Raw genomic sequence first — 20,545 nt, 5'->3', positions numbered from 1 at the left:
CTGGCCATCCTTGTGCGGCTCGACAAAAATCTTCGGTCAAGGAAAAAATTTTCTCTTTCAACGAAAAACATCAGGACTCAAGCCATTCTTTTCCATAGGCTACTACCACATCATCAAGGTTGAATCCAAAATTTTTCAAGCGCTCTACTCCCCCATCCGCTTTAAGAACCCTCGCTGTTGGTAGGTCTAAAGGAATTTGCATCGAAAGCTTTATTGCGAGATCCTTATTACCAAATTTCATTGCATCTGCAACCTGTCTTCCAATTTCCTTACGTCGAGCTTCTGACATTGTCGATTGAAACATAAAGCCCCTCCTCCTTTCCGAGGATATTGTATCATTGCCTAAACCCAGGTCTGCCGTCCTTGTCGTCCGGGTTTGCACGGCACATCGGATAGCTGCCGCAGCTTCGGAACGCCCAGCTCCTCCCGTTCCTCAGGATTCTCCTTCACCGCCGAGAACGTTTTTTTCGCATCCCTGTTTTAACAAGGCAGCCGGCGTCGCTCACCCGATCGCCGGCTGTCTTGTTTTTACGGTTTTCCGCCCGCCTTTCGGCAGGGTCGTTTCTCCTTAGGATATCACCGTATCCTGCCCTTCCACGCCATCGGAAGCCCGCCAGTCCAGGCTCTTGCCCTGGGCGATCTCCAGGTTGACCCCCGTTCGGTTGGGCACGTCATCGTCAAACTTGTAGTCCTTGCCGGGAAGGACGGCGTTTAGCAGGATGCCGACCAGGGACCCGGTGGCGATGCCGGAAAACTTGATGCCGATGCCCCCCAGCGTGAAGTTGAGGGCTCCGGCCGAGCTGTAGTTGATGCCGATCGACAGCACCAGGATCAGGGCGGCGACGATGACGTTGCGGCTCTGCGAGAAATCGACGTTCGTCTCCACGATGTTTCGGACGCCGACGGAGGCGATCATGCCATAGAGGATGAGGGAGATTCCGCCGATCGTCGCCGTGGGCATACTCTCAATGGCCGCGGCGAACTTGGGACAGAAGGAGAGCAGGACGGCAAAGACCGCCGTCAGGCGTATGATCTTTGGGTCGTAGACCTTCGTCAGCGTAAGCACCCCGGTGTTCTCGCCATAGGTCGTGTTCGCCGGCGCACCGAAGAGGGAGGCCGCCGTCGTCGCCAGGCCGTCGCCCGTCAACGTCCTGTGAAGGCCGGGGTCCCTGATGAAGTTGATGCCCACCGTGGAGGATATCGCGGAGATGTCGCCGATATGCTCCATCATGGCTGCGAAGGCGATGGGCACGATGGTGATGACCGAGGAGATCAACAGGTCGAAGTTGACCCTTCCGTTGGTGAAGATCGCGAACACCGTTTGACCATATTCGACGGGGAAGCCGAACCAGGGCTTCGCCGCAATGGTGCTGAAGTCCACGGCGCCAATCGCTACCGCTGCCAGGTAGGACCCCGCCACGCCGAGCAGGATCGGGATGATCTTCACCATGCCATGCCCCCAGATGTTGCAGGCGATGACGACCACGATGGCGACCAGGGCGATGAACCAGTCCTTCGAGCAGTTCTCTATCGCGGACTGCGACAGGGTCAGCCCGATGGCGATAATGATCGGCCCCGTGACGATGGGCGGAAAATATCGCATGACACGGCTGGCTCCGAAAGCGCGAAATGCCGCCGCCAGCAGGAGGTAGACCAGCCCCGCACAGGCAACCCCAAAGCACGCATAGGGCAAAAGCGCAGGGTCGCCCTTCGGTGCGATCGCCGCGTAGCCTGCCAGGAAGGCAAAGGAGGAGCCCAGGAAGGCGGGCACCTTCCACTTTGCGATCATGTGGAACAGCAGCGTGCCCACCCCCGCAAAGAGGAGCGTCGAGCTGACGCTGAGCCCCGTCAGAAGGGGCACCAGGACGGTGGCCCCGAACATGGCGAACAGGTGCTGCACGCCCAGGATCAACATCCTGCCCACGCCAAGGGACCTGGCGTCGTAGATGGCCTCATTGCCGATACTTTTCATTTCCCCGCTCATCGTTATTCAATCTCCTTTCAACGTCAGGAACGGCCGCGAAAAACGGAACCGGCGCCAGAACGGGCCTTCCCGTCTGGCAGGAGCCGGAAGCTGGGCACACGGAGAGGATGCCCTCCCTGTCGCCGCGCGGTCATGCCTCCAAATCCCTGTATAAAAAAAGGACACACCGGAAAAAAATTTTTCCTGTGTGCCCTTTATATTTTCTGTATGACGTCGAGCTTGCCTCTTTTGGTAACGGCCACTTTGCTGCCCCCAGATGGATCAATTTCTAAAACCCACGGTATTCTAACGGGCATTTCCGGTTTCGTCAAGGTGTCTGTCGATGACCGGAGAAAAACAACGAAGTATACGATCACCGTGAACTTGGAGTCAGCGTCCACAGGTTCATCCTAAAATCACCTCAACGACGTCATCAACGTGCCCTGGAGTGTTCATGAATTCACGGGGCGTTGTCATAACAACGGACAAACCGACCGAAGCGGGCTATAGTATTTTCGAAACGGCGTTCGGATCGCGGTTGACAGGAGGCCACGAGCCCGGCGCGCAATGAGCGGACATCGGGCTCATGGGGCCTAAAAATGGATCGTGAATCAAACATGGGGGGGTATATGAAGATGGATTGCAGCATGTTTTGTTTTCAGTGTCAGGAGACGGCGGGCGGAAAGGGCTGCACCAAAAGCGGCGTCTGCGGCAAGAAGCCGGACGTGGCGGCGATGCAGGACCTTCTGATCTATGTGACGAAGGGGCTTTCCTGCGTTACGGAACGCCTGCGGAGCGAGGGGCAGGAAGTGGACAAGAAGGTGAACCATTCGGTCACCGTGAACCTCTTCACGACGATCACGAACGCGAACTTCGACCGGGACGCGATCGTCTCCCGAATCGAGGAGACGCTGAGGTTGAAGGAGGAGCTTTTGGCGCGCGTCAAGGATGCGTCGGGGCTGCCTGAAGCGGCCTCCTGGAAGGGGACGAGGGACGAATTCGAGGCGAAAGCGGCAAAGGTGGGCGTCCTGGCGACGTCGGACGAGGACATCCGCAGCCTTCGCGAGCTGGTCACCTATGGGCTGAAGGGCCTTGCTGCCTATTCGAAGCACGCGAACGCCCTGCTGCAGGACGACGAGGCCGTGGACGCCTTCATCCAACGCGCGCTGGCGAGCACGCTGAACGACGCTCTGACGGTGGACGACCTGGTCGCCCTGACCCTGGAGACGGGCAAGTACGGCGTGGAGGGCATGGCGCTCCTGGATCGGGCGAACACGGGAGCCTACGGGAATCCTGAGATCACGAAGGTCGAGATCGGCGTCAGGAAGAACCCGGGCATCCTGATCTCCGGACACGACCTGAGGGACCTTGAGATGCTCCTGGAGCAGACGGCGGGGACGGGCGTGGACGTCTACACGCACAGCGAGATGCTGCCTGCGCACTACTACCCGGCCTTCAAGAAGTACCCCCACTTCGCCGGCAACTACGGAAACGCATGGTGGAAGCAAAAGGAGGAATTTGCGAGCTTCCACGGCCCCATCCTGATGACGACGAACTGCGTCGTCCCTCCGGCGGAGAGCTACAAGGACCGACTGTGGACGACGGGGGCGGCGGGCTTCCCCGGATGCAGGCACATCGACGGCGCCTACGGCGAGGTGAAGGACTTCTCCGCGATCATCGCGCAGGCTAAAACGTGCCCTGCGCCGGAGGAGATCGAGCGGGGCAGCATCGTGGGCGGCTTCGCGCACGAGCAGGTGTTCGCGCTGGCCGATAAGGTGGTGGACGCGGTGAAGTCCGGCGCCATCAGGAAGTTCGTGGTCATGGCCGGCTGCGACGGACGGATGAAGTCGCGGGAGTACTACACGGAGTTCGCCGACAAGCTGCCGAAGGACGTGGTGATTTTGACGGCGGGCTGCGCGAAATACAGGTATAATAAACTGGACCTGGGGGACATCGGAGGCATACCGCGCGTGCTGGACGCCGGGCAGTGCAACGACTCCTACTCCCTGGCCCTCATCGCCCTGAAGCTGAAGGAGGTCTTCGGCCTGAAGGACGTCAACGAGCTGCCGCTGGCCTTCAACATCGCCTGGTACGAGCAGAAAGCCGTTATCGTCCTGCTGGCGCTCCTCTACTTGGGGGTCAAGAACATTCACCTTGGGCCGACGCTCCCCGCCTTCCTGTCCCCCAACGTGGCGGGCGTGCTGGTGAAGAACTTCGGCATCGCAGGGATCGGCACCGTGGACGAGGACCTGAAACTGCTGATCGCCTGACGACCGAAAGAAGGCCGCAGGGGCACGGGGCAGATTGCTGCCCACTGCCCTGCGGCCTTCCGGATTGCGGTACGGGGACAACAGTTAAAGGAGGCGCGTAGAAGCGATGTGGAAACATGCAGCCATTGAGAAGGTAACGGGCAGGGAGATTTTGGATTCCCGCGGCAACCCCACCGTGGAGGCGGAGGTCGTCCTGTCGGACGGGACCGTCGGGAGGGGAATCGCCCCCAGCGGAGCCTCGACGGGCGAGTTCGAGGCGGTCGAGCTTCGGGACGGCGACGAAAAGCGCTTCGGCGGCAAGGGCGTGGCCAGGGCGGTGGCGAACGTCAACACGGTCATCAACGACGTCCTGAGGGGCTTGAACCCTCAGAGCGTCCACACCGTCGATTTCGCCATGCTGAAGGCGGATGGGACGCCCAACAAGTCCAGGCTGGGCGCCAACGCGATCCTCGCCGCGTCCATCGCCAGTGCCAGGGCCGCGGCGGAGTCCATGGGGGTGCCGCTGTTCCGCTTTCTGGGGGGCGTGAACGCGAGCCTCCTCCCCGTGCCGATGATGAACATCCTGAACGGGGGTGCCCATGCCGCCAACTCCCTCGACATCCAGGAGTTCATGGTCATGCCCGTCGGCGCACCGTCCTTCCGCGAGGCGTACCGCTGGTGCTCCGAGGTGTTTCACTCCCTTCGAGGCATCCTGAAGGGGCGGGGCCGCGCGACGGGCGTTGGGGACGAGGGTGGTTTTGCGCCCGACCTGAAGGACGACGAGGATGCGATTCAGTCCATCCTTGAGGCCATCCAGAAGGCTGGCTATGAGCCGGGGCGCGATTTCGTCCTGGCCATGGACGCCGCATCCAGCGAGTGGAAGAGCGAAAAGGGCGTCGGCTTCTACCATCAGCCGAAGTCCGGCCTGGACCTCACCTCCGATGAGCTGATCGCCCATTGGGAGGCTCTGGTCGATCGGTATCCGATCTGGTCCATCGAGGATGGGCTGGACGAGGAGGACTGGGACGGCTGGAAAAAGATGACCCGACAGCTCGGCGGGAAGGTGCAGCTCGTCGGCGACGACCTCTTCGTCACGAACACGGAACGCCTGTCCAGGGGGATCGAGATGGGCTGCGGAAACTCCATCCTGATCAAGCTGAACCAGATCGGGTCCGTGTCCGAAACGCTGGATGCCGTCCGCATGGCCCACAGGGCGGGGTACACCGCCGTCGTCTCCCACCGATCGGGCGAGACGGCGGACACGACGATCGCGGACCTCGCCGTCGCCCTGAACACGGGCCAGATCAAATCGGGGGCGCCGTCAAGGGGAGAGCGCACCGCCAAGTACAACCAGCTCCTGCGCATCGAGGAGGCGCTGGGGAACGCGGCCGCCTATCCGGGCGTCCACGCGTTCAATCGCTGAAGGGCACCGGGCCGGCTGAGCGACGAGGCCGTCGGGCAAAGACGACGAGGCAATTGGGAATTGAAATGATCTGATATGGATTGCCTCCCCTGAAAGGGGAGGTGGTTCGCGTCAGCGAACCGGAGGGGTTGTTTCTCAGGCTCAACACCCCCCAGCCCCTTCGGGGCAGCCCCCCTTGCAGGGGGCCTTTCTTTCCCTTTAGACGCAAATTGGTATGACGCGGCAGGTCCGCCGCCTCCTCACTCGGGAGCAAGGTACGAGCCGGGGCCGTCGATGGATTTCGACGGCCCCGGTTTGAATCGAGCCCACAGCTCCCGTCAGTGCACTTCGGCGGTCGGCGCCTCCCCTTCTTTCCCCAGAAGGGAGATCACGACCGTCAGGATGATGTTGATGAAGAAACCCCACATGAACCCCGGCCACCCCAGCGGGGAAACGCCCAGGATGCGCGTGCCGAACAGGATGGCGATCCCTGCCGTCAGCCCCACGGAGGCCCCCAGCCGAGAGCACCTTTTCCAGTACATCCCCAGCAGGAAGGGGGGCGCGAGCTGGGCAAGGCCCGTATAGGCCACATCCTGGATGACCTGCACGAAGGTTGCGGGCGGCTTCAGCGCGATCAGGCCGCAGATCGCAGCGACCGCGAACACGATGATCCGCGATATCCGCATGTTCTGCTCATTGGAGATCCGGCCCCTTCGGGTCAGCAGGATGAGGTCCTGGGAGACGAGCTGCGAGCTCACGAGGAGCATGGCGTTGATGGTGGAGATGCCGGCCGCGATGGCCGCCGCCATGATCAGCGCTGCCACGAACCAGTTGGAGTACTTCAGCATCAGGATCGGCAAAATGTTGTCCGCAGCGCGGACCTCGGAGGCGCTCACCAGAATGTGCCCGGCAAGTCCGATGAACAGCGTCGAAAAGCCGTAGATCAGGATCTGCGAGATGGGGATGCTGATGGCGGACCGCGCCAGCGCCTCCTCGTCCCGCGCCATCAGGGACTTGTTCCAGACGTGGGGGCAGAGCCAGATCCCGAACGGCAGGACGATGAACTGCATCACCCAGTACTTGTCCGTGTACAGCCCCTTCAGGCCGGGCCGCGACAGGAGCTCCGGGGCCGTCTGGCGAACCTGGGTGAACAGGTTGACGATGCCTCCCGACGGGACCAGGGCGACCCACGCCGCGAGGACGATCCCGATCAACAGGATGACGGCCTGTACGGCGTCCAGCAGCACGACGCCGCCCGCCCCCCCGATCAGGACGTAGAGCAGGGAGAAGGCCACGCTGACCAGGATCGCCGCGTTGTAGCTGATGGCCCCGCTGCTCACCACGCTCATGGCGCGCGCGTTGCCCACGTACTGCATCGCAAGGAAGATCATCGTCATCAGCACGGAGACGCAGGCCGCCATGACCTTCAGATACCGGCTCTGAAAGCGGTCCTCCAGGTAGTCCCCCAGGGACATGTAGCCGCGCTCGTTGGCCAGCAGCCGAATCTTGTTCCCGAAGTACACCACCATCAGCGCCACCCAGACCTGGCTCAGGACGAGGACGATGAAGGAGATGCCGTGGGTGTAGTACATTCCGGGCGACCCCAGAAAGGCAAAGGTGCTCTGCATGGCCGCGATCATGGTGAGCGGCAGCAGGATGGAGTTCACCCCACGGTTCGCAAGGAAGAAGTCCAGCGCGGAGGCTTTTTTCTTGCGGCGCCCATGGACGACGGTGATGACCAGCATCGCCACCAGGTAGAGGACGATCACTCCGAGGCTCAATACCCCTGTGTTCATGCCTTATTTTTCTCCTTTCTTGCTGCTTCTTACAAAATCCCGACAGACCAGGAGGACAAAGGCCAGGTTCACGACCATGAGAGTCCACCAGTACGCCAGGGCCACGGGCAGCCACCCGAAGAGGTATCCCTGCTCACCCCAGGTCATCGACAGCGGCAGCGCCCCCAACAGGAGCAACACCAGGAAAACACAACCAAACAGCTTTTGCTTCATGTTCACCTCACGTCCTTTCCGTCCGTATAGACCACCCTGCCGCCGCAGAGCGTGTGCTTTACCCGTCCGTAGAGCGTCATGCCCGTGAAGGGAGAGTTGGAGGATTTCGAGAAGAAGCGGCTCCCCACGGTCCAGCTTTCCCGTTCGTCAAAGACCACCAGGTCCGCATCTCCGCCCTCTCGGAGGCTGCCGCAGGAGAGCCCGTAGAGCTCTGCCGGCCTTGCGGTCATCTTTTCCAGGAGCTCAAGCAGGGTGAGGTGCCCCTTTCGCACCAGGTTGGTGATCCCAAGCGCCAGGGCCGTCTCCAGCCCGATCATCCCGCTGGGCGCGTGCAGGAGGTCCTGGGCCTTTTCCTCGGAGGCGTGCGGCGCGTGGTCCGTCGCGATGATGTCGATGACGCCCTCCTTCAGCCCGCGAATGAGCTGGTATCGGTCCTCCTCGGTCCGAATCGGAGGGTTGACCTTGGCCAGCGTTCCCTTTTCCAGGACGATCTCCTCGTTCAGGGAGAAGTGCTGCGGCGTGACCTCCGCCCAGACGTCCGCGCCCAGCCTCTTCATCAGGCGCAGGACCTCCACGGACACGCCGGAACTCAGGTGCTGGATGTTGACCCTGGCCCCGGTGTGCAGGGCCAGAAGGCAGTCCCTGGCCATCAGCGTCTCCTCCGCGACGGCAGGGGCGCCGGGCACCCCGACCTCCTTCGATATCCTTCCCTGGTTGATGCCGGGGCTTCCGATGAGGTCCGGGTCCTCCTCGTGCAGGCTGATGGGCACGCCGAGCTCCCGCGCCCGCTCCATCGCCCTCATCATCAGCTTGACGTCCTTGATGGGCAGGCCGTCGTCCGTGAAGCCGATCGCCCCCGCGGCCTTCAAGGCGTCCATGTCCGTCAGCTCCTGCCCCTTCATGCCGCGGGTCACACAGGCCGTGTTCAGGACGTGGATGGGGAGGTCCGACTCGCGCCGCCTGAGGTCCTTCAGCGCCTCCGCGTCGTCCAACGGCGGCTTCGTGTTCGCCATGCAGATGACCGTCGTGTAGCCGCCCGCCGCGGCGGACGCCGCCCCCGTCGCAACGTCCTCCTTGTAGGTGAGCCCTGGGTCGCGAAAGTGCACGTGCGTGTCCACCAGGCCCGGCGCAACGGTGCAGCCTTCGGCGTCGATGACCTCCGTGAACTCCCCGCCCCTCGCGTACTTCCCCATGCCGGCGATCCGACCGTCCTGGACGATGACGTCCAGAACCTCGTCCAGGCCGCTTTTGGGGTCGATAACCCTCCCGTTTTGAATCAGGATCATACCGCTTCTCCTTTCAGGTACTCGCAGATCACCGCTGCACCGTCACAGATGCTGGACAGCGAGGCAAACTCCTTCCTGTTGTGAGATACGCCGTGCCGGCAGGGAATAAAGACCATGCCGGTGTCGCACAGCGCGGCAAACGACATCGCGTCGTGTCCTGCGCCGCTCGGCATGTTCCTTGAGCTGATCTTAAGGCGTGACGCCGCTCGCTCCAGCCCCCGCTGAACGCGGCGGCTCATGGCGACGGGCGGAACGCTGCCGATCTTCATCTCCAGGCAGGTCGCGCCGCGGCTTTTGGCGATGTCCTGCGCCCTCGAGCGGAGGGCCTGCTCCATCCGATCCAGGCTCTCCTCCTCGATGCCGCGCAGGTCGATGCCCAGCGCCACCTCACCGGGGATCACGTTCAGGACGTTGGGGCGGTTCTCCACCACGCCGACGGTCGCGACGGATTGATGCACCGCCTCCTCGCGCCCGATCCGTTCCACGGCCAGGATGACCTCGGCTGCGGCGCACAGGGCGTCGTTTCTCAGGCCCATGGGGGTGGCGCCCGAGTGCTCCGCCATGCCTCGCAGGATGAACCGAAAACGCCGCGGCCCCGCTATGGTACTGACGATGCCGATCTCCGTTCCCGTCTCCTCGAGGACCTTGCCCTGCTCGATGTGCAGCTCCAGGTACTCCTTTATCCCTGAGATATTCTTCGGGGAGAAGGACAGCCCCCGCTTTTGAAATATCTCGTCGAGTCGCTCGCCGTCCCGCGACCTCAGGCTCCCGATGTCCGAAGAGTACTTCTCCTGGCCGGCGATCAGGCCAGAGCCGATGGTGCAGAGCCCGAAGTTGCTGGACTCCTCGCACCGAAAGGCCGCGACCCTGAGGGGGAGCCTGACCTCCTCCTCCTCCTGAAGGCGCCTGACGACCATCAGGCCGGCGATGACGCCCGCGACGCCGTCGTACCGCCCGCCATCGACGACGGAGTCCAGGTGAGAGCCCAACAGGTAGTAGTCCCCCTCCTCCCCGTTGGACGCAAAGGTGTTGCCCACCTCGTCCGTAAAGACACCGCACCCCAGTTCCCTGGCGAGGGCCTCGAAACGGCGGTGCATCTCGTCCTCGACGGCCGAGTACCCAAGCCGCGTAACCCCTCCTTCCCTCGTGCTCCCCACGTCGTAAAAGGCCTCAAAGAGCTCCCCGCAGTACCTTATCTCTGAAACGCTGTGCTGCATGACGTTCTCCTGCCTCCGTTCAGGAATTTCCACGGCGCTGATGGGCAAGCCCCCGTATCTCGGAGAGGGCCCTGTGGCCGTGCTCCGCAAGATAGCGGTCTATGCCGTCGACGATCTGGACCATGGCCGCGGGATTTTGGAAGTTTGCGCTGCCGACCTGCACCATCGACGCCCCCGCGAGGAAGTACTCGACCGCGTCCTGCCAGCGCGCGATCCCACCGCTTGCGATGATCGGAATGGCCGTTGCGGCGCGGGCCTGCCAGACCAGGAACAGGGTCTGGGGCTTCACGGCCGGCCCCGACATGCCGCCTGAGACGTTGCTCAGGACGGGGGAGCGCGTCTCGACGTCGATCAGCATGGCGCGCCACGTGTTGGCGATGGTGACGGCGTCCGCCCCCTCTTCCTCGCTGACCCTCGCGCTGACACGGATGTCGGTCACGTTGGGGGCTAGCTTCACGAAGATCGGGAGCCGGGTCGCCTCCCGCGCCGCCTTGAGGGTCTCGCGAAGGACGTCCGGGGTGGAGGAGAAGGCCAACCCCGTGCCAATGTTGGGACAGGAGAGGTTGAGCTCCACCGCTGCAATGCGCGGATCGTTGGCGACAATCTCCAGGGCCTCGCGGTAGTGCTCCTTTCGATTGCCCGATAGGCTGAGGACGACCGGCGCGCCGATGCCGTCATAGCGCGGCAACTCCTGCGTCATGAAGGCCTCGATGCCGACGGAGGGGATGCCCACCGCGTTGATCATGCCGCCCGTCACCTCTGCGATGCGCGGCGGCGGGTTGCCCTGCCGAACGAGGCGATGAACGCTCTTGACCAGGACCGCGCCGAGTTCGCTCATGGGGAAAAGGCCCGCGTTGTTCTCAAAACAATCCCAGGTTCCGGAGGCTGGCATGACCGGATTCTTAAAGGTGATGCCGCCGACCTTCACCGACAGATCCGTCCGATACTTGAGCTCCGACATCGTCATCCTCCGTCTCACAGCACTTCGTCCACGTCGAAGACCGGACCGTCCCTGCACACCAGGGCGTACTCTCCCCCCGCCTCGGAGCGTCGCGTCCTGCAGGCGCACCCCTTGCAGGCTCCAAGGCCGCAGGCCATGTGCTCTTCGAGGGAGACGTAGGCGGGGAAACCGTACTTGAGGTGCAACTCCTTCATGCCCAGACCGAGGCGACGGGAACCGCAAGAATAGGCGGCGTCAAAATTCAGGCTGCGGCAGTCCTCCGCCATCCGGTCCGTGACGTTGAGGGAGGGGGCCGTCGTCGTCGTCACCCTGGCCCCAAGGCGCTCAAACTGCGATCGGTTGAACAGGCCCTCCTCGCTCCTTGCGGAGAGGTAGACGTGCAGCTCCGTGCCATGGGCTGCGTAGTCCTGCGCCAGCAAAAGGAGCGGCGCGATCCCCATGCCCCGACCGATGAGGGCGACCCGCGAGGCACCTTCCCGAACGGGGAACCCCCGCCCCAGCGGGCCGAGGACCGCGACGCTGTCGGCCGGCCTCAGAGCGGCCATGAGGGCGGTTCCACGGCCCCTGACCTGATAGAGCAACGTCATGACCCCGTTCTTTCTGTCCACCGAGTTGATGCTGAACGGACGCATCAGGAAGGGGTCGTCGCCCTCCCAACACCGGACCATGACGAACTGCCCCGGGCGGGAGAGCCCGGCCATATCCTGCACGTCGAGGTCGAGTGCGAAGGCTTCTGCGCCGACCTTCGCCTGTTGAAGCACACGGCATTTCAGGTACATTGCTGTCTCCTTCCCGTTGCGGCTCCGTCTAAAAAACTCTTAATCGACACCCGGCCCTGCAGCCCCTTGCGCAGGCGGTGAAAAAACGGCCCACGGGTGCCCGAATTTCGCTGGAGCGGTGACGCCTGGACGATGACGGAGGGACCGAATCCCCCATGGGCTCTACCCATTGGATTTACCTTATCATAGATGAGCGGGAAAAGACACTGCGAGTTTGCACCGAGGGTGCAGCCATGGGCAAGGCGCACTGCCGACAGGCTTCAAGGTCGACGGGGCTGCGGCATCCCGCGGCAGGGGGTTTATCGTTACAGCAGCGTATGGGATTTCAAAATCGAAGTGCTATCATAATTAAGTTGAGAGACGACGTTGAGAGGACAGGGCGTCCGCGCCCGCTGGGGCAGGACCCCAAACGTGCGAGCCGACCTTTCCGAAAAATCTTCAAGCCAAGGAGATGGGACCGATGTTCGCTCAAAGGCTCTGGGCTTTGACGAAAAAAGAGGCGCTGCAGATCGTGCGGGACCCCAGCAGCATCGTCATCGCGTTCGTGCTGCCGCTCACCCTGCTCTTTCTCTTCGGCTACGGGCTCTCCCTGGACGCCCGCGAAATTCGCATCGGGATCGCGCTGGAGGACGGCGGCCAGCCGGCGCGGGACCTGGCCCGACGGTTCGCCGCCAACCCCTACTTCAGCCCCAGCCTCGCCGCGTCGCGGCAGGAGTTGCTGCCGGCTCTGGTCACGGGAGAGCTCAAGAGCGTCCTGATCGTCCCCCAGGGCACCTCCGCCGCCCTCTACTTCAATCAAAACCTGAATCAAAATTCGGGCCGAAAGGCCAGCCTTCAGTTGCTGACGGACGGAAGCTACCCGAACTCCGGCGCCCTGGCGGAGAACTACGCGCTGGCCGCGATCCTCCAGTGGGGAGGGGAGCTGTCGCGCACGTCGCTGCCCATCGTCGTGGAGCCCCACTTCCGCTACAACGACGGGCTGGAGAGCCGGTACTCGCTGATCCCAGGCATCATGGCCGTGATCATGGCCCTGATCGGGACGATGCTCACGGCCCTGGTGGTGGCCCGCGAGTGGGAGCGCGGGACCATGGAGGCGCTGTTCTCCACGCCCGTCAGCGCGCTGGAACTCCTGCTGGGCAAGCTGATCCCCTACTACCTCCTGGCGATCTTCTCCACGTTCTTCAGCCTGGCTCTGTCCGTGTCGCTCTTCGGCGTCCCGTTCCGCGGCTCCCTGCCTGCCCTCTTCGCCGTGGCGTCGCTCTTCATGATGTCGGCGCTGGGGCAGGGCCTCATCATCTCCACGCTCTCCAAAAACCAGTACGTCGCCTCCTTCGCGGCGCTGCTCTCCGCCTTCCTGCCCGTCGTGCTCCTGTCGGGCTTCATCTTCGAGCTGAACTCCATGCCGCTCGTCCAGAGGGCGATCGCCGCCGTCCTGCCGGCGCGATACCTGGTGACCTGCCTCCAGACCCTCTTCCTGGCCGGCGACGTCTGGCCGCTCCTGCTCCCCAACATGATCAGGCTGGGGCTGCTGGGGCTCTTCTTCCTGGCCGTGACGCTCCGATACACCAAAAAGGTGCTGGCCTGACCATGTTCGCCCGCATTCGCTCCCTGATCGTCAAGGAGCTCTACGCCGTCCTGCTGGACCCCAAGACGCGATTTCAGGTGTTCGTCGGGCCCTTCGTCATGCTCTTTCTCTTCAGCTTCGCCATCACCATGGAGGTGCGTAACGCCTCCCTGGCGGTCCTGAACCAGGACGACGGCGACCTGGGGCGCAGGCTGGAGGCGGCCTTCACGGCGGGGCCCGCCTTCACGCGCTCCTTCGCCCTGTCGAGCGTCCGGGAGATCGAGCCCGCCATCGCCGAACAGCGGGCGCTGATGGTCCTGCGCATCCCCGAAGGCTTCTCGGCGTCCCTGATGCGCGGCGAGCCGACGTCCGTGCAGGTCGTCCTGGACGGACGGAAGGCCAACGCGGTCCAGATCGCCTATGGCTACGCCACCTCCATCGCGAACGGCTTCGCCCGCGGGCTCAGAAAAACCCTCACCGGGACCGACGCGCTCCTGTCCGTGGAGCCCCGGCAGCTCTTCAACCCGAACCACGACTACCTCTGGTTCACCCTGCCGGTGCTGTTGGTCGTCTTGACCCAGATGCTGTCCCTGGTCGTTTCGGGCATGAGCGTCGCGCGTGAGCGGGAGCTCGGGACGTTCGAGCAGTTGCTCGTCTCGCCGCTCTCGCCCCTGGAGATCGTGGTCGGTAAGACCCTGCCTGCGGTCGCCATCGCCTTCGGGATCGGCGTCGCCATCCACGTCCTGGCCCGAACGGTCTTCGGCGTGCCCTGTCTGGGGAGCCTGGGGCTCCTGGCCTTCGGCTTTCTGATCTTCATCCTGGCCTGCACGGGGGTGGGGCTCTTCGTCTCCTCGCTCTGCAACACGCAACAGCAGGCGTTCCTGGGGGTGTTCACCTGCATGGTGCCCTTCGTCCTGCTCTCCGGATTCGCCACGCCCATCGAGAACATGCCCCACGCCCTGCAGACCCTGACCCTGTTCAATCCCTCCCGCCACATCATCGTCATCGCCCTCGGCGTCTACCTCAAGGGCATTCCCCTGCGCGAGGTCGCCGTGCAGCTCCTCTGGCTCGGCGGGATCGCGACGGTGACGCTCGGCGCCGCCGGGTGGTTCTTCAAGCGCAGGGTTCAGTGACCCCTGCGCCGTTTTTCCCCGATCGGTCCATAAATCGGGTTGCAAGGGCCCGCGGCCCTTGCCGGGGTTCCGGGGAGGAGCCCCGGAGAAAGAAAGGAGTCTTTTCCATGAAAAAACGGTTCGCCCTTCTGCTTCTCGTTCTCGCTGCCGTCCTCGGCGCGCTCTACGCGAACGGGGAGCTCGATGGGCTGATCGATCGCTTCCGCGAGAAGGACCCCCATCGGATTCGGCTCTACGGCAACGTGGAGATCCGACAGGTGCTCCTGGGCTTTCGCGTATCGGGCCGCGTCGAGGCGGTCTACCGCGAGGAGGGCGAGAGGGTGGCGTCCGGCGACCTGCTGAGCATCCTGGACCCCGTCCCCTACCGCATCAAACGCTCCGAGGCCAGGGGGGCCATGCTCCAGGCCAAGGCGGCCCTGGACAAGCTGCACCGGGGGTTCCGCACCGAGGAGGTCCGTGAGGCGGCGGCGCAGCGCGATCGGGTCCAGGCGTCGCTGGACCTGGCCGAGAAGGACTACAGCCGCATCTCGAACCTGTTCGCCCAGAAGGCCGTCGCCAAGAGTGAGTTGGACCGGGCGTCGTCGCAACGCAACGCACTGAGGGCAGAGCTTGCAGCGGCCGAGAACGCTCTGGCCCTGATGCGCGAGGGCTACCGCAGGGAGGACATCGAGGCGGCGGAGGCGGCCTATGAGGCGGCCAGCGCCCGGTTTGCGGCGGCCGAGAACGCCCTTTCGGACACGGAGCTGCGCTCCCCGGCCGATGGGACCATCCTGACCCGCGTCACCGAACCGGGAACCGTCGTGGGGGCCGGCCAGGTCGTCTACGCCCTGGCCCTCGAGCGCCCCATCCAGGTCCGGGCCTACATCCCTGAGCCTCAGCTGGGACGGGTCCGGGTGGGCATGCCGGCCCAAATCGTCACGGACTCGTCCCCCGCCCCCATCGAGGGCACGCTCACCTTCATCTCCCCGACGGCCGAGTTCACCCCCAAGCAGGTGCAGACCGAGGACCTGCGCACCGACCTGGTCTACCGCGCTCGAATTCTGGTGGAGGACGATCGGGATGGGCGGCTCAAGAACGGGATGCCCGTCACCGTCTTGATGGAATCCATCGAGGCCTCCGAGGGCGCGGCGTCAAGATGAGCGAGGTCGAGAAGCGGCTGCCCATCGATTCCCAGAAGACCTCGGAGATCGTCGTCGAGGGGCTGGTCCGCACCTTCGGCAAACGCACCGCGCTGGACGGGATCACGGCCCGCATTGGAGGCGGGCGGATCACGGGGCTGGTGGGGCCGGACGGCGCGGGCAAGACGACGCTCCTGCGCCTGTTCTGCGGCCTCCTGGCGCCCACCGCAGGGCGGGTTTCCGTGTGCGGGTGCGACACGGCGGAGGACGCGGACGCCATCCACGAGCGGGTCGGCTACATGCCGCAGCGCTTCGGGCTCTACGAGGACCTGACGGTCATGGAGAACCTGAACCTGTACGCCGAGCTGCGCTCCGTGCCCCGCCGGGAGCGGACCGACCGCTATGCGGAGCTCCTGGCCTTCACGGGGCTTGAGCCCTTCACGGGCCGCCTGGCGGGCCGGCTCTCCGGCGGCATGAAGCAGAAGCTGGGCCTGGCCTGTACGCTGCTCTCCCGGCCTCCCGTCCTGCTGCTGGACGAGCCGGGCGTGGGCGTGGACCCCCTGGCGCGGCGGGAGCTGTGGCGCATGGTGCGGGGGCTCCTGGTTCGGGACCGGATCGTCGTCTGGAGCACCGCCTACCTGGACGAGGCGGAGGCCTGCGACGCGGTGTTGCTCCTCAACGAGGGCAAGCTGCTCTACGACGGGACGCCGGAGGACCTGGCAAAGCGCGTCGAGGGCCGGGTCTTCCTGCTGGGCGGGGCCGGCGGGAGGCGTCGGAAGCTAATCGCCCCCCTGATGGAGCGTAAGTGTACCCTGGACGCGGTCATCCAGGGCTCCAGCGTGCGCGTTCTGACCAGCGACGACGGTGCGGAGCTGAGAGAGAACCTGGACGCCATCGCTTGCGAGGCCGAAGTTTTGGCCGATCCCTCTTCCCGCCTTACGCTCAGGCCTGCGCCGCCCCGCTTTGAGGATTCCTTCATGCAGCTCCTGGGCGGAGCCCGGCGCGGCAGCGACGCGGTGGCGGCGTTCTTCGAGGAAAAGGGGACGGGCCGCGTCTCCGTGGAGGCGCGGCACCTGACGAAGCGGTTCGGGAACTTCACGGCGGTGGACGACGTCTCCTTCTCGATCGAACGGGGCGAGATCTTTGGCCTCCTGGGGCCCAACGGAGCCGGAAAGTCCACCACGTTCAAGATGATGTGCGGGCTCCTCACCCCCACGGAGGGCGAGTGCGCCGTCTCGGGGCTGGACCTCAGGACGGCTCCCGGCGCGGCGCGGGCGCGACTGGGCTACATGGCGCAGAAGTTCTCGCTGTACGGGGACCTGACCGTGCTGCAGAACCTGCGGTTCTTCTCCGGCATCTACGGGCTGAGGGGCGACGCGGCGCTGGAGCGCGTGGTCGAGACCTTTGGCCTCGCCCCCTACCTCTCCTCCCGTGCGGGTTCGCTGCCTCTCGGCTTCAAGCAGCGCCTGGCGATGGGCTGCGCCGTGATGCACGGGCCGGACGTCCTGTTCCTGGACGAGCCGACGAGCGGCGTGGACCCCGTGACGCGGCGCGAGTTCTGGACCTGCATCAACAGCTTTGCGCTGAAGGGCGTCACCGTGATGGTGACGACGCACTTCATGGACGAGGCGGAGTACTGCGACCGCATCGCGCTGGTGTACCGGGGCGGGACGATCGCCTCCGGCCCTCCCGACGCGCTCAAGGCCTCCGTGCGGACGGAGGCCTGTCCCGACCCGACCCTGGAGGAGGCGTTCATCGCCCTGATCGAGAGACAGGACGCGGCCCCAGCGTCCCTGCTTTAGGGGGCATTTTTGACAGCGCTCATCCCTGGAGGGCAACGACCGAAGCCCCTCACGCCCCATCGCTTCCAAAACGAGAAACTTAAGGAAGGGTTGATCGATCTTCAAAAGTTGTTAAAAGTCAAGGAACATCAAACCTCAGGGTATCCTTCAGCGATTCCCTGAAATTTTAAAAAGGAGCTACGCCCTTCAGAGAGCCTTCCGGTTGCCGTCCGCTGACCTCTGCAATGGGCGGTCCACCTCAAAGCGTTCTCCGCTCAGGCAAAGGTCCTCCCGAAGTGCTCCATCATGAGCCGGGGCAACTCCGGCTCCGCGTCCATGTCAAAGCTGTGCTGCACGTCGAAGCGGTGTACGCTCTCCGGCGCGAAGATGGGGACCGTCACGACCTCATGGGGGATGACCTCGTCCCGGGAACCGATGATGACGGCACAGCTCGCGTCGCTGTGGCGCAGCATGTGGCGGCTCAGAACCTCCATGTACTCCAGCAACAGGTCATGGTTCAGCACGATGCAGCGCCTCGACAGGTGGGGGTTCAGCGAGGGGTTCACGAGGACGGTGGGCAGGCTGGGGAACAGGGCGTTCAGGCAGTAGGCGAAGAAGCCGCCCCAGGACGTGCCCACGACCCTCACGCTCCGGCCCGCCTTGACTTGGGCGCGCACCTCCGCCTCGTAACGCGACAGGACCTCCTCCGGATGCGCCGTGGTGTAGTCGAAGGTGGGGCAGAATATCTCCTCCTCCGGGTACGTCTTTCGAAGCCAGAGGTATTTCGTATTCTCCCCCTGCCCTCCGAATCCATGAATGTTGATGAACATCTGCTAGACCTCCTCATCTGCCGTCCCCAGGAGCGGGCGGGGTGTCGGGGACGACCCCGTCTTTTCGTCCATTCTAACAGATGGAACGCGCCTTTCATTTTGCCCCGCAGGCCGGCCTCGGAAGGCCGTTTCCATGGCCGACAACAACCGTATGTCCCAGGAAAAAATCGCTATACTATACTCGTGTTGGCGGGGCGAAGGGCCCCCCAGGGCTGCAACCTGCCTGCAGAACGTGGAGAGGTGCGGCGACTGCGACGCGCCCCTCTGTGCCTTCAGGGCGCCGGTATGAGGAGGAGCACCCATGCAATACCTTGGACGCTACACGTCGCCCCTGGGAGCCATCACCTTGGGAAGCGACGGCGAGAGCCTGATCGGGCTCTGGTTTGACGGCGAAAAATTTTTCTGCGACAAGATCACGGAGGATACGGAGGAAGGGAATCTGCCGGTCTTTGACACCACGCGGCGGTGGCTCGACGTCTACTTCTCCGGTCGGGCTCCGGACTTCACTCCTCCCCTGAAGGAGATCGGCTCCGACTTCCAGCTTGCGGTGTGGCAGATTTTGCGCGCCATCCCCTTCGGTCACACCGTGACCTATGGGGACATCGCGGGCCGGCTCGCAAGGCAGCGGGGACTGGCCCGCATGTCCGCTCAGGCCGTGGGGGGTGCCGTGGGACACAACTCCATCTCCATCATCGTGCCCTGCCATCGAGTGGTGGGGGCGAACGGAAGCCTGACGGGCTACGCCGGCGGCGTGGACAAAAAGCAAAAGCTCCTGACCCTGGAGGGCGTCGACATGTCGCGCCTTTTCGTGCCCCGGCGCGGTACGGCGCTTTGAGCCTCAGCGGGCATTTAACACCCTACCCCCATCGCAGACCAATCTTTTTTCACCTCCGGTCTTGCCAATGAAGCACATATAAAAACAATGCTTTGGGGTAAGTTGAAGTCGTTTTTTCACACGGTATCGCCCTTACAGCGTGACATGGTTTCATCCATTTCCATCTTGACCCGGAGTCGACTTCAGGATATACACTGACGCTATCCCAAAGTGGCGGCGCTTTTGACCCGATGCCGCTGAACTTGGGCGGTTTGACGGAACTTGTGTCAGGGCGAAAAACATGGGGGGGAGTTACGATGACTTGCCTTGAGGAAGGGATCAAAAAGCTGGGCTTCGGCCTGATGCGCCTGCCCAGGGATGGCGACGCGATCGACGTCGGGCAGACGAAACGGATGGTGGATCGCTTTCTGGCGGAGGGGTTCACCTACTTCGACACCGCCTGGGCCTATCCGGGCAGCGAGGACGCGATTCGCGAGGCGCTGGTGGAGCGCTATCCAAGGGAGAAATTTCAGCTGGCCACCAAGAACGCCGCGTGGCTGGAATGCAAGACCCGCGAGGACGCCGTGGCGCAGTTCGAGACCTCGCTGAGGCAAACGGGGGCCGGATACATCGATTTCTACCTGCTGCACAACCTGGGAGAGGGAAGGACGCACTTCTTTAATGACTTCGACATGTGGAGCTTCGTGCAGGAGAAGAAAAAGGAAGGGCTCATCCGGCACGCAGGCTTCTCCTTCCACTCCACGCCGGAGGAGCTGGAGGATATCCTGAAGGCACATCCCGAAATGGAGTTCGTTCAGCTTCAGATCAACTATGGCGACTGGGAGAACCCGGCCATCCAGTCCAGGGCCTGCTACGAGATGGCCCGGAAGTACGGCAAGCCGGTGATCGTCATGGAGCCCGTGAAGGGAGGAATGCTGGCGACCCCTCCGGAGTCGGTGGCGAATATCCTGAGGCGGGCCGATGCCGACGCCTCCATGGCGTCGTGGGCCATTCGCTTTGCCGCGGACCTGGACGGCGTGCTCACCGTCCTCTCCGGCATGAGCGACCTGGCGCAGATGGAGGACAACCTGTCCTTCATGAAGGACTTCACGGGACTGTCCGACGCGGAGCGGCGAACGCTGGAGGAAGCCAGGGAGGAACTTGCCCACATCCCGCTGATCCCCTGCACGACCTGCAACTACTGCTCCAAGGTCTGCCCCGTGGAGGTCGGGATATCCGGGACGTTCACGGCGATGAACGCCCTGACGCTCTACAGCGACCTGGCTGCCGCCAAACACCAGGAGTCCTGGCTGGTCGGCGGGCACGGCAGGAAGCGCGCGGCGGAGTGCGTTCGGTGCGGCCACTGCGAGCAGGTCTGCCCGCAGCACATCGCGATTCGGGACGAGCTGGCCAGGGCGGCGGCGTTCGCGTAATTCCAC

Annotated in this window: 17 protein-coding genes; 8 read left to right on the top strand and 9 right to left on the bottom strand. The window is 63.7% G+C overall.

What is annotated here, in order from left to right; translation table 11 throughout:
- Window positions 1-70 precede the first annotated feature (70 nt).
- Window positions 71-304 (bottom strand): hypothetical protein, encoded by a 234-nt coding sequence (locus ACK28C_RS08375; RefSeq protein ID WP_208872769.1) that lies wholly within the window; start codon window positions 302-304, stop codon window positions 71-73.
- Window positions 305-568: 264 nt separating this feature from the next.
- Window positions 569-1,984: a uracil-xanthine permease family protein gene (locus ACK28C_RS08370; RefSeq protein ID WP_015556249.1), complete on the bottom strand. Its 1,416-nt coding sequence runs from the start codon at window positions 1,982-1,984 to the stop codon at window positions 569-571.
- A gap of 614 nt (window positions 1,985-2,598) precedes the next feature.
- On the opposite strand from ACK28C_RS08370, the gene hcp reads away from it, so the two are divergent.
- A complete protein-coding gene (gene hcp, locus ACK28C_RS08365) occupies window positions 2,599-4,233 on the top strand; it encodes a hydroxylamine reductase (protein WP_208872771.1) in 1,635 nt (544 codons plus the stop codon).
- Window positions 4,234-4,339: 106 nt separating this feature from the next.
- Window positions 4,340-5,635 (top strand): phosphopyruvate hydratase, encoded by a 1,296-nt coding sequence (gene eno / locus ACK28C_RS08360; RefSeq protein ID WP_015556251.1) that lies wholly within the window; start codon window positions 4,340-4,342, stop codon window positions 5,633-5,635.
- Window positions 5,636-5,952: 317 nt separating this feature from the next.
- Here the strand turns inward: eno and ACK28C_RS08355 are convergent, their stop codons facing one another.
- Genes ACK28C_RS08355 through ACK28C_RS08330 form a run of 6 tightly spaced genes read right to left on the bottom strand, consistent with a single transcriptional unit; the run spans window position 5,953 to window position 11,848 of the window.
- Window positions 5,953-7,410 carry a sodium:solute symporter family protein gene (locus ACK28C_RS08355; protein WP_015556252.1) on the bottom strand — a complete coding sequence of 486 codons (1,458 nt, stop codon included), beginning with the start codon at window positions 7,408-7,410 and terminating at the stop codon, window positions 5,953-5,955.
- Window positions 7,411-7,413: 3 nt separating this feature from the next.
- Window positions 7,414-7,623 carry a hypothetical protein gene (locus tag ACK28C_RS08350; RefSeq protein ID WP_015556253.1) on the bottom strand — a complete coding sequence of 70 codons (210 nt, stop codon included), beginning with the start codon at window positions 7,621-7,623 and terminating at the stop codon, window positions 7,414-7,416.
- Window positions 7,624-7,625: 2 nt separating this feature from the next.
- On the bottom strand, window positions 7,626-8,909 hold the full coding sequence (locus tag ACK28C_RS08345) for a dihydroorotase (protein WP_015556254.1): 1,284 nt from the start codon (window positions 8,907-8,909) through the stop codon (window positions 7,626-7,628).
- Entirely contained in the window at window positions 8,906-10,126 is a 1,221-nt protein-coding gene (locus tag ACK28C_RS08340; protein WP_015556255.1) for a hydantoinase/carbamoylase family amidase, read from the bottom strand. The genes ACK28C_RS08345 and ACK28C_RS08340 overlap by 4 nt, the downstream gene beginning before the upstream one ends.
- Before the next feature lie 19 nt (window positions 10,127-10,145).
- The gene (locus ACK28C_RS08335; RefSeq protein ID WP_015556256.1) at window positions 10,146-11,087 is read right to left on the bottom strand and encodes a dihydroorotate dehydrogenase; all 942 of its coding nucleotides are present in this window, start codon (window positions 11,085-11,087) and stop codon (window positions 10,146-10,148) included.
- A 14-nt stretch (window positions 11,088-11,101) separates the two neighbouring features.
- Window positions 11,102-11,848: a dihydroorotate dehydrogenase electron transfer subunit gene (locus ACK28C_RS08330; RefSeq protein ID WP_409152046.1), complete on the bottom strand. Its 747-nt coding sequence runs from the start codon at window positions 11,846-11,848 to the stop codon at window positions 11,102-11,104.
- Between the two features lie 478 nt (window positions 11,849-12,326).
- On the opposite strand from ACK28C_RS08330, the gene ACK28C_RS08325 reads away from it, so the two are divergent.
- The 4 genes from ACK28C_RS08325 (at window position 12,327) to ACK28C_RS08310 (ending at window position 17,483) form a co-directional block, all read left to right on the top strand.
- Entirely contained in the window at window positions 12,327-13,451 is a 1,125-nt protein-coding gene (locus tag ACK28C_RS08325; protein WP_015556258.1) for an ABC transporter permease, read from the top strand.
- 2 nt (window positions 13,452-13,453) lie between these two features.
- Entirely contained in the window at window positions 13,454-14,563 is a 1,110-nt protein-coding gene (locus ACK28C_RS08320; RefSeq protein WP_015556259.1) for an ABC transporter permease, read from the top strand.
- 107 nt (window positions 14,564-14,670) lie between these two features.
- Window positions 14,671-15,702, top strand: a complete 1,032-nt coding sequence (locus ACK28C_RS08315; RefSeq protein WP_015556260.1) for an HlyD family efflux transporter periplasmic adaptor subunit — start codon at window positions 14,671-14,673, stop codon at window positions 15,700-15,702.
- The gene (locus tag ACK28C_RS08310; RefSeq protein ID WP_015556261.1) at window positions 15,699-17,483 is read left to right on the top strand and encodes an ATP-binding cassette domain-containing protein; all 1,785 of its coding nucleotides are present in this window, start codon (window positions 15,699-15,701) and stop codon (window positions 17,481-17,483) included. The genes ACK28C_RS08315 and ACK28C_RS08310 overlap by 4 nt, the downstream gene beginning before the upstream one ends.
- A 254-nt stretch (window positions 17,484-17,737) precedes the next feature.
- On the opposite strand, the gene ACK28C_RS08305 is transcribed toward ACK28C_RS08310, so the two are convergent.
- The gene (locus ACK28C_RS08305; RefSeq protein WP_015556262.1) at window positions 17,738-18,292 is read right to left on the bottom strand and encodes a YqiA/YcfP family alpha/beta fold hydrolase; all 555 of its coding nucleotides are present in this window, start codon (window positions 18,290-18,292) and stop codon (window positions 17,738-17,740) included.
- 301 nt (window positions 18,293-18,593) lie between these two features.
- Here ACK28C_RS08305 and ACK28C_RS08300 point away from each other — a divergent pair, with 301 nt between their 5' ends.
- Together ACK28C_RS08300 and ACK28C_RS08295 are read left to right on the top strand one after the other, a co-directional pair.
- Window positions 18,594-19,127: a methylated-DNA--[protein]-cysteine S-methyltransferase gene (locus ACK28C_RS08300; protein WP_015556263.1), complete on the top strand. Its 534-nt coding sequence runs from the start codon at window positions 18,594-18,596 to the stop codon at window positions 19,125-19,127.
- Window positions 19,128-19,423: 296 nt separating this feature from the next.
- Window positions 19,424-20,539, top strand: a complete 1,116-nt coding sequence (locus tag ACK28C_RS08295; RefSeq protein WP_015556264.1) for an aldo/keto reductase — start codon at window positions 19,424-19,426, stop codon at window positions 20,537-20,539.
- The last annotated feature ends 6 nt before the right edge of the window (window positions 20,540-20,545 follow it).

This window comes from Fretibacterium fastidiosum, from assembly GCF_964642095.1.
GTDB lineage: Bacteria > Synergistota > Synergistia > Synergistales > Aminobacteriaceae > Fretibacterium > Fretibacterium fastidiosum.
The sequence above is the reverse complement of the archived record's forward strand: the minus strand, read 5'-3'. Positions and strand labels throughout refer to the sequence as shown.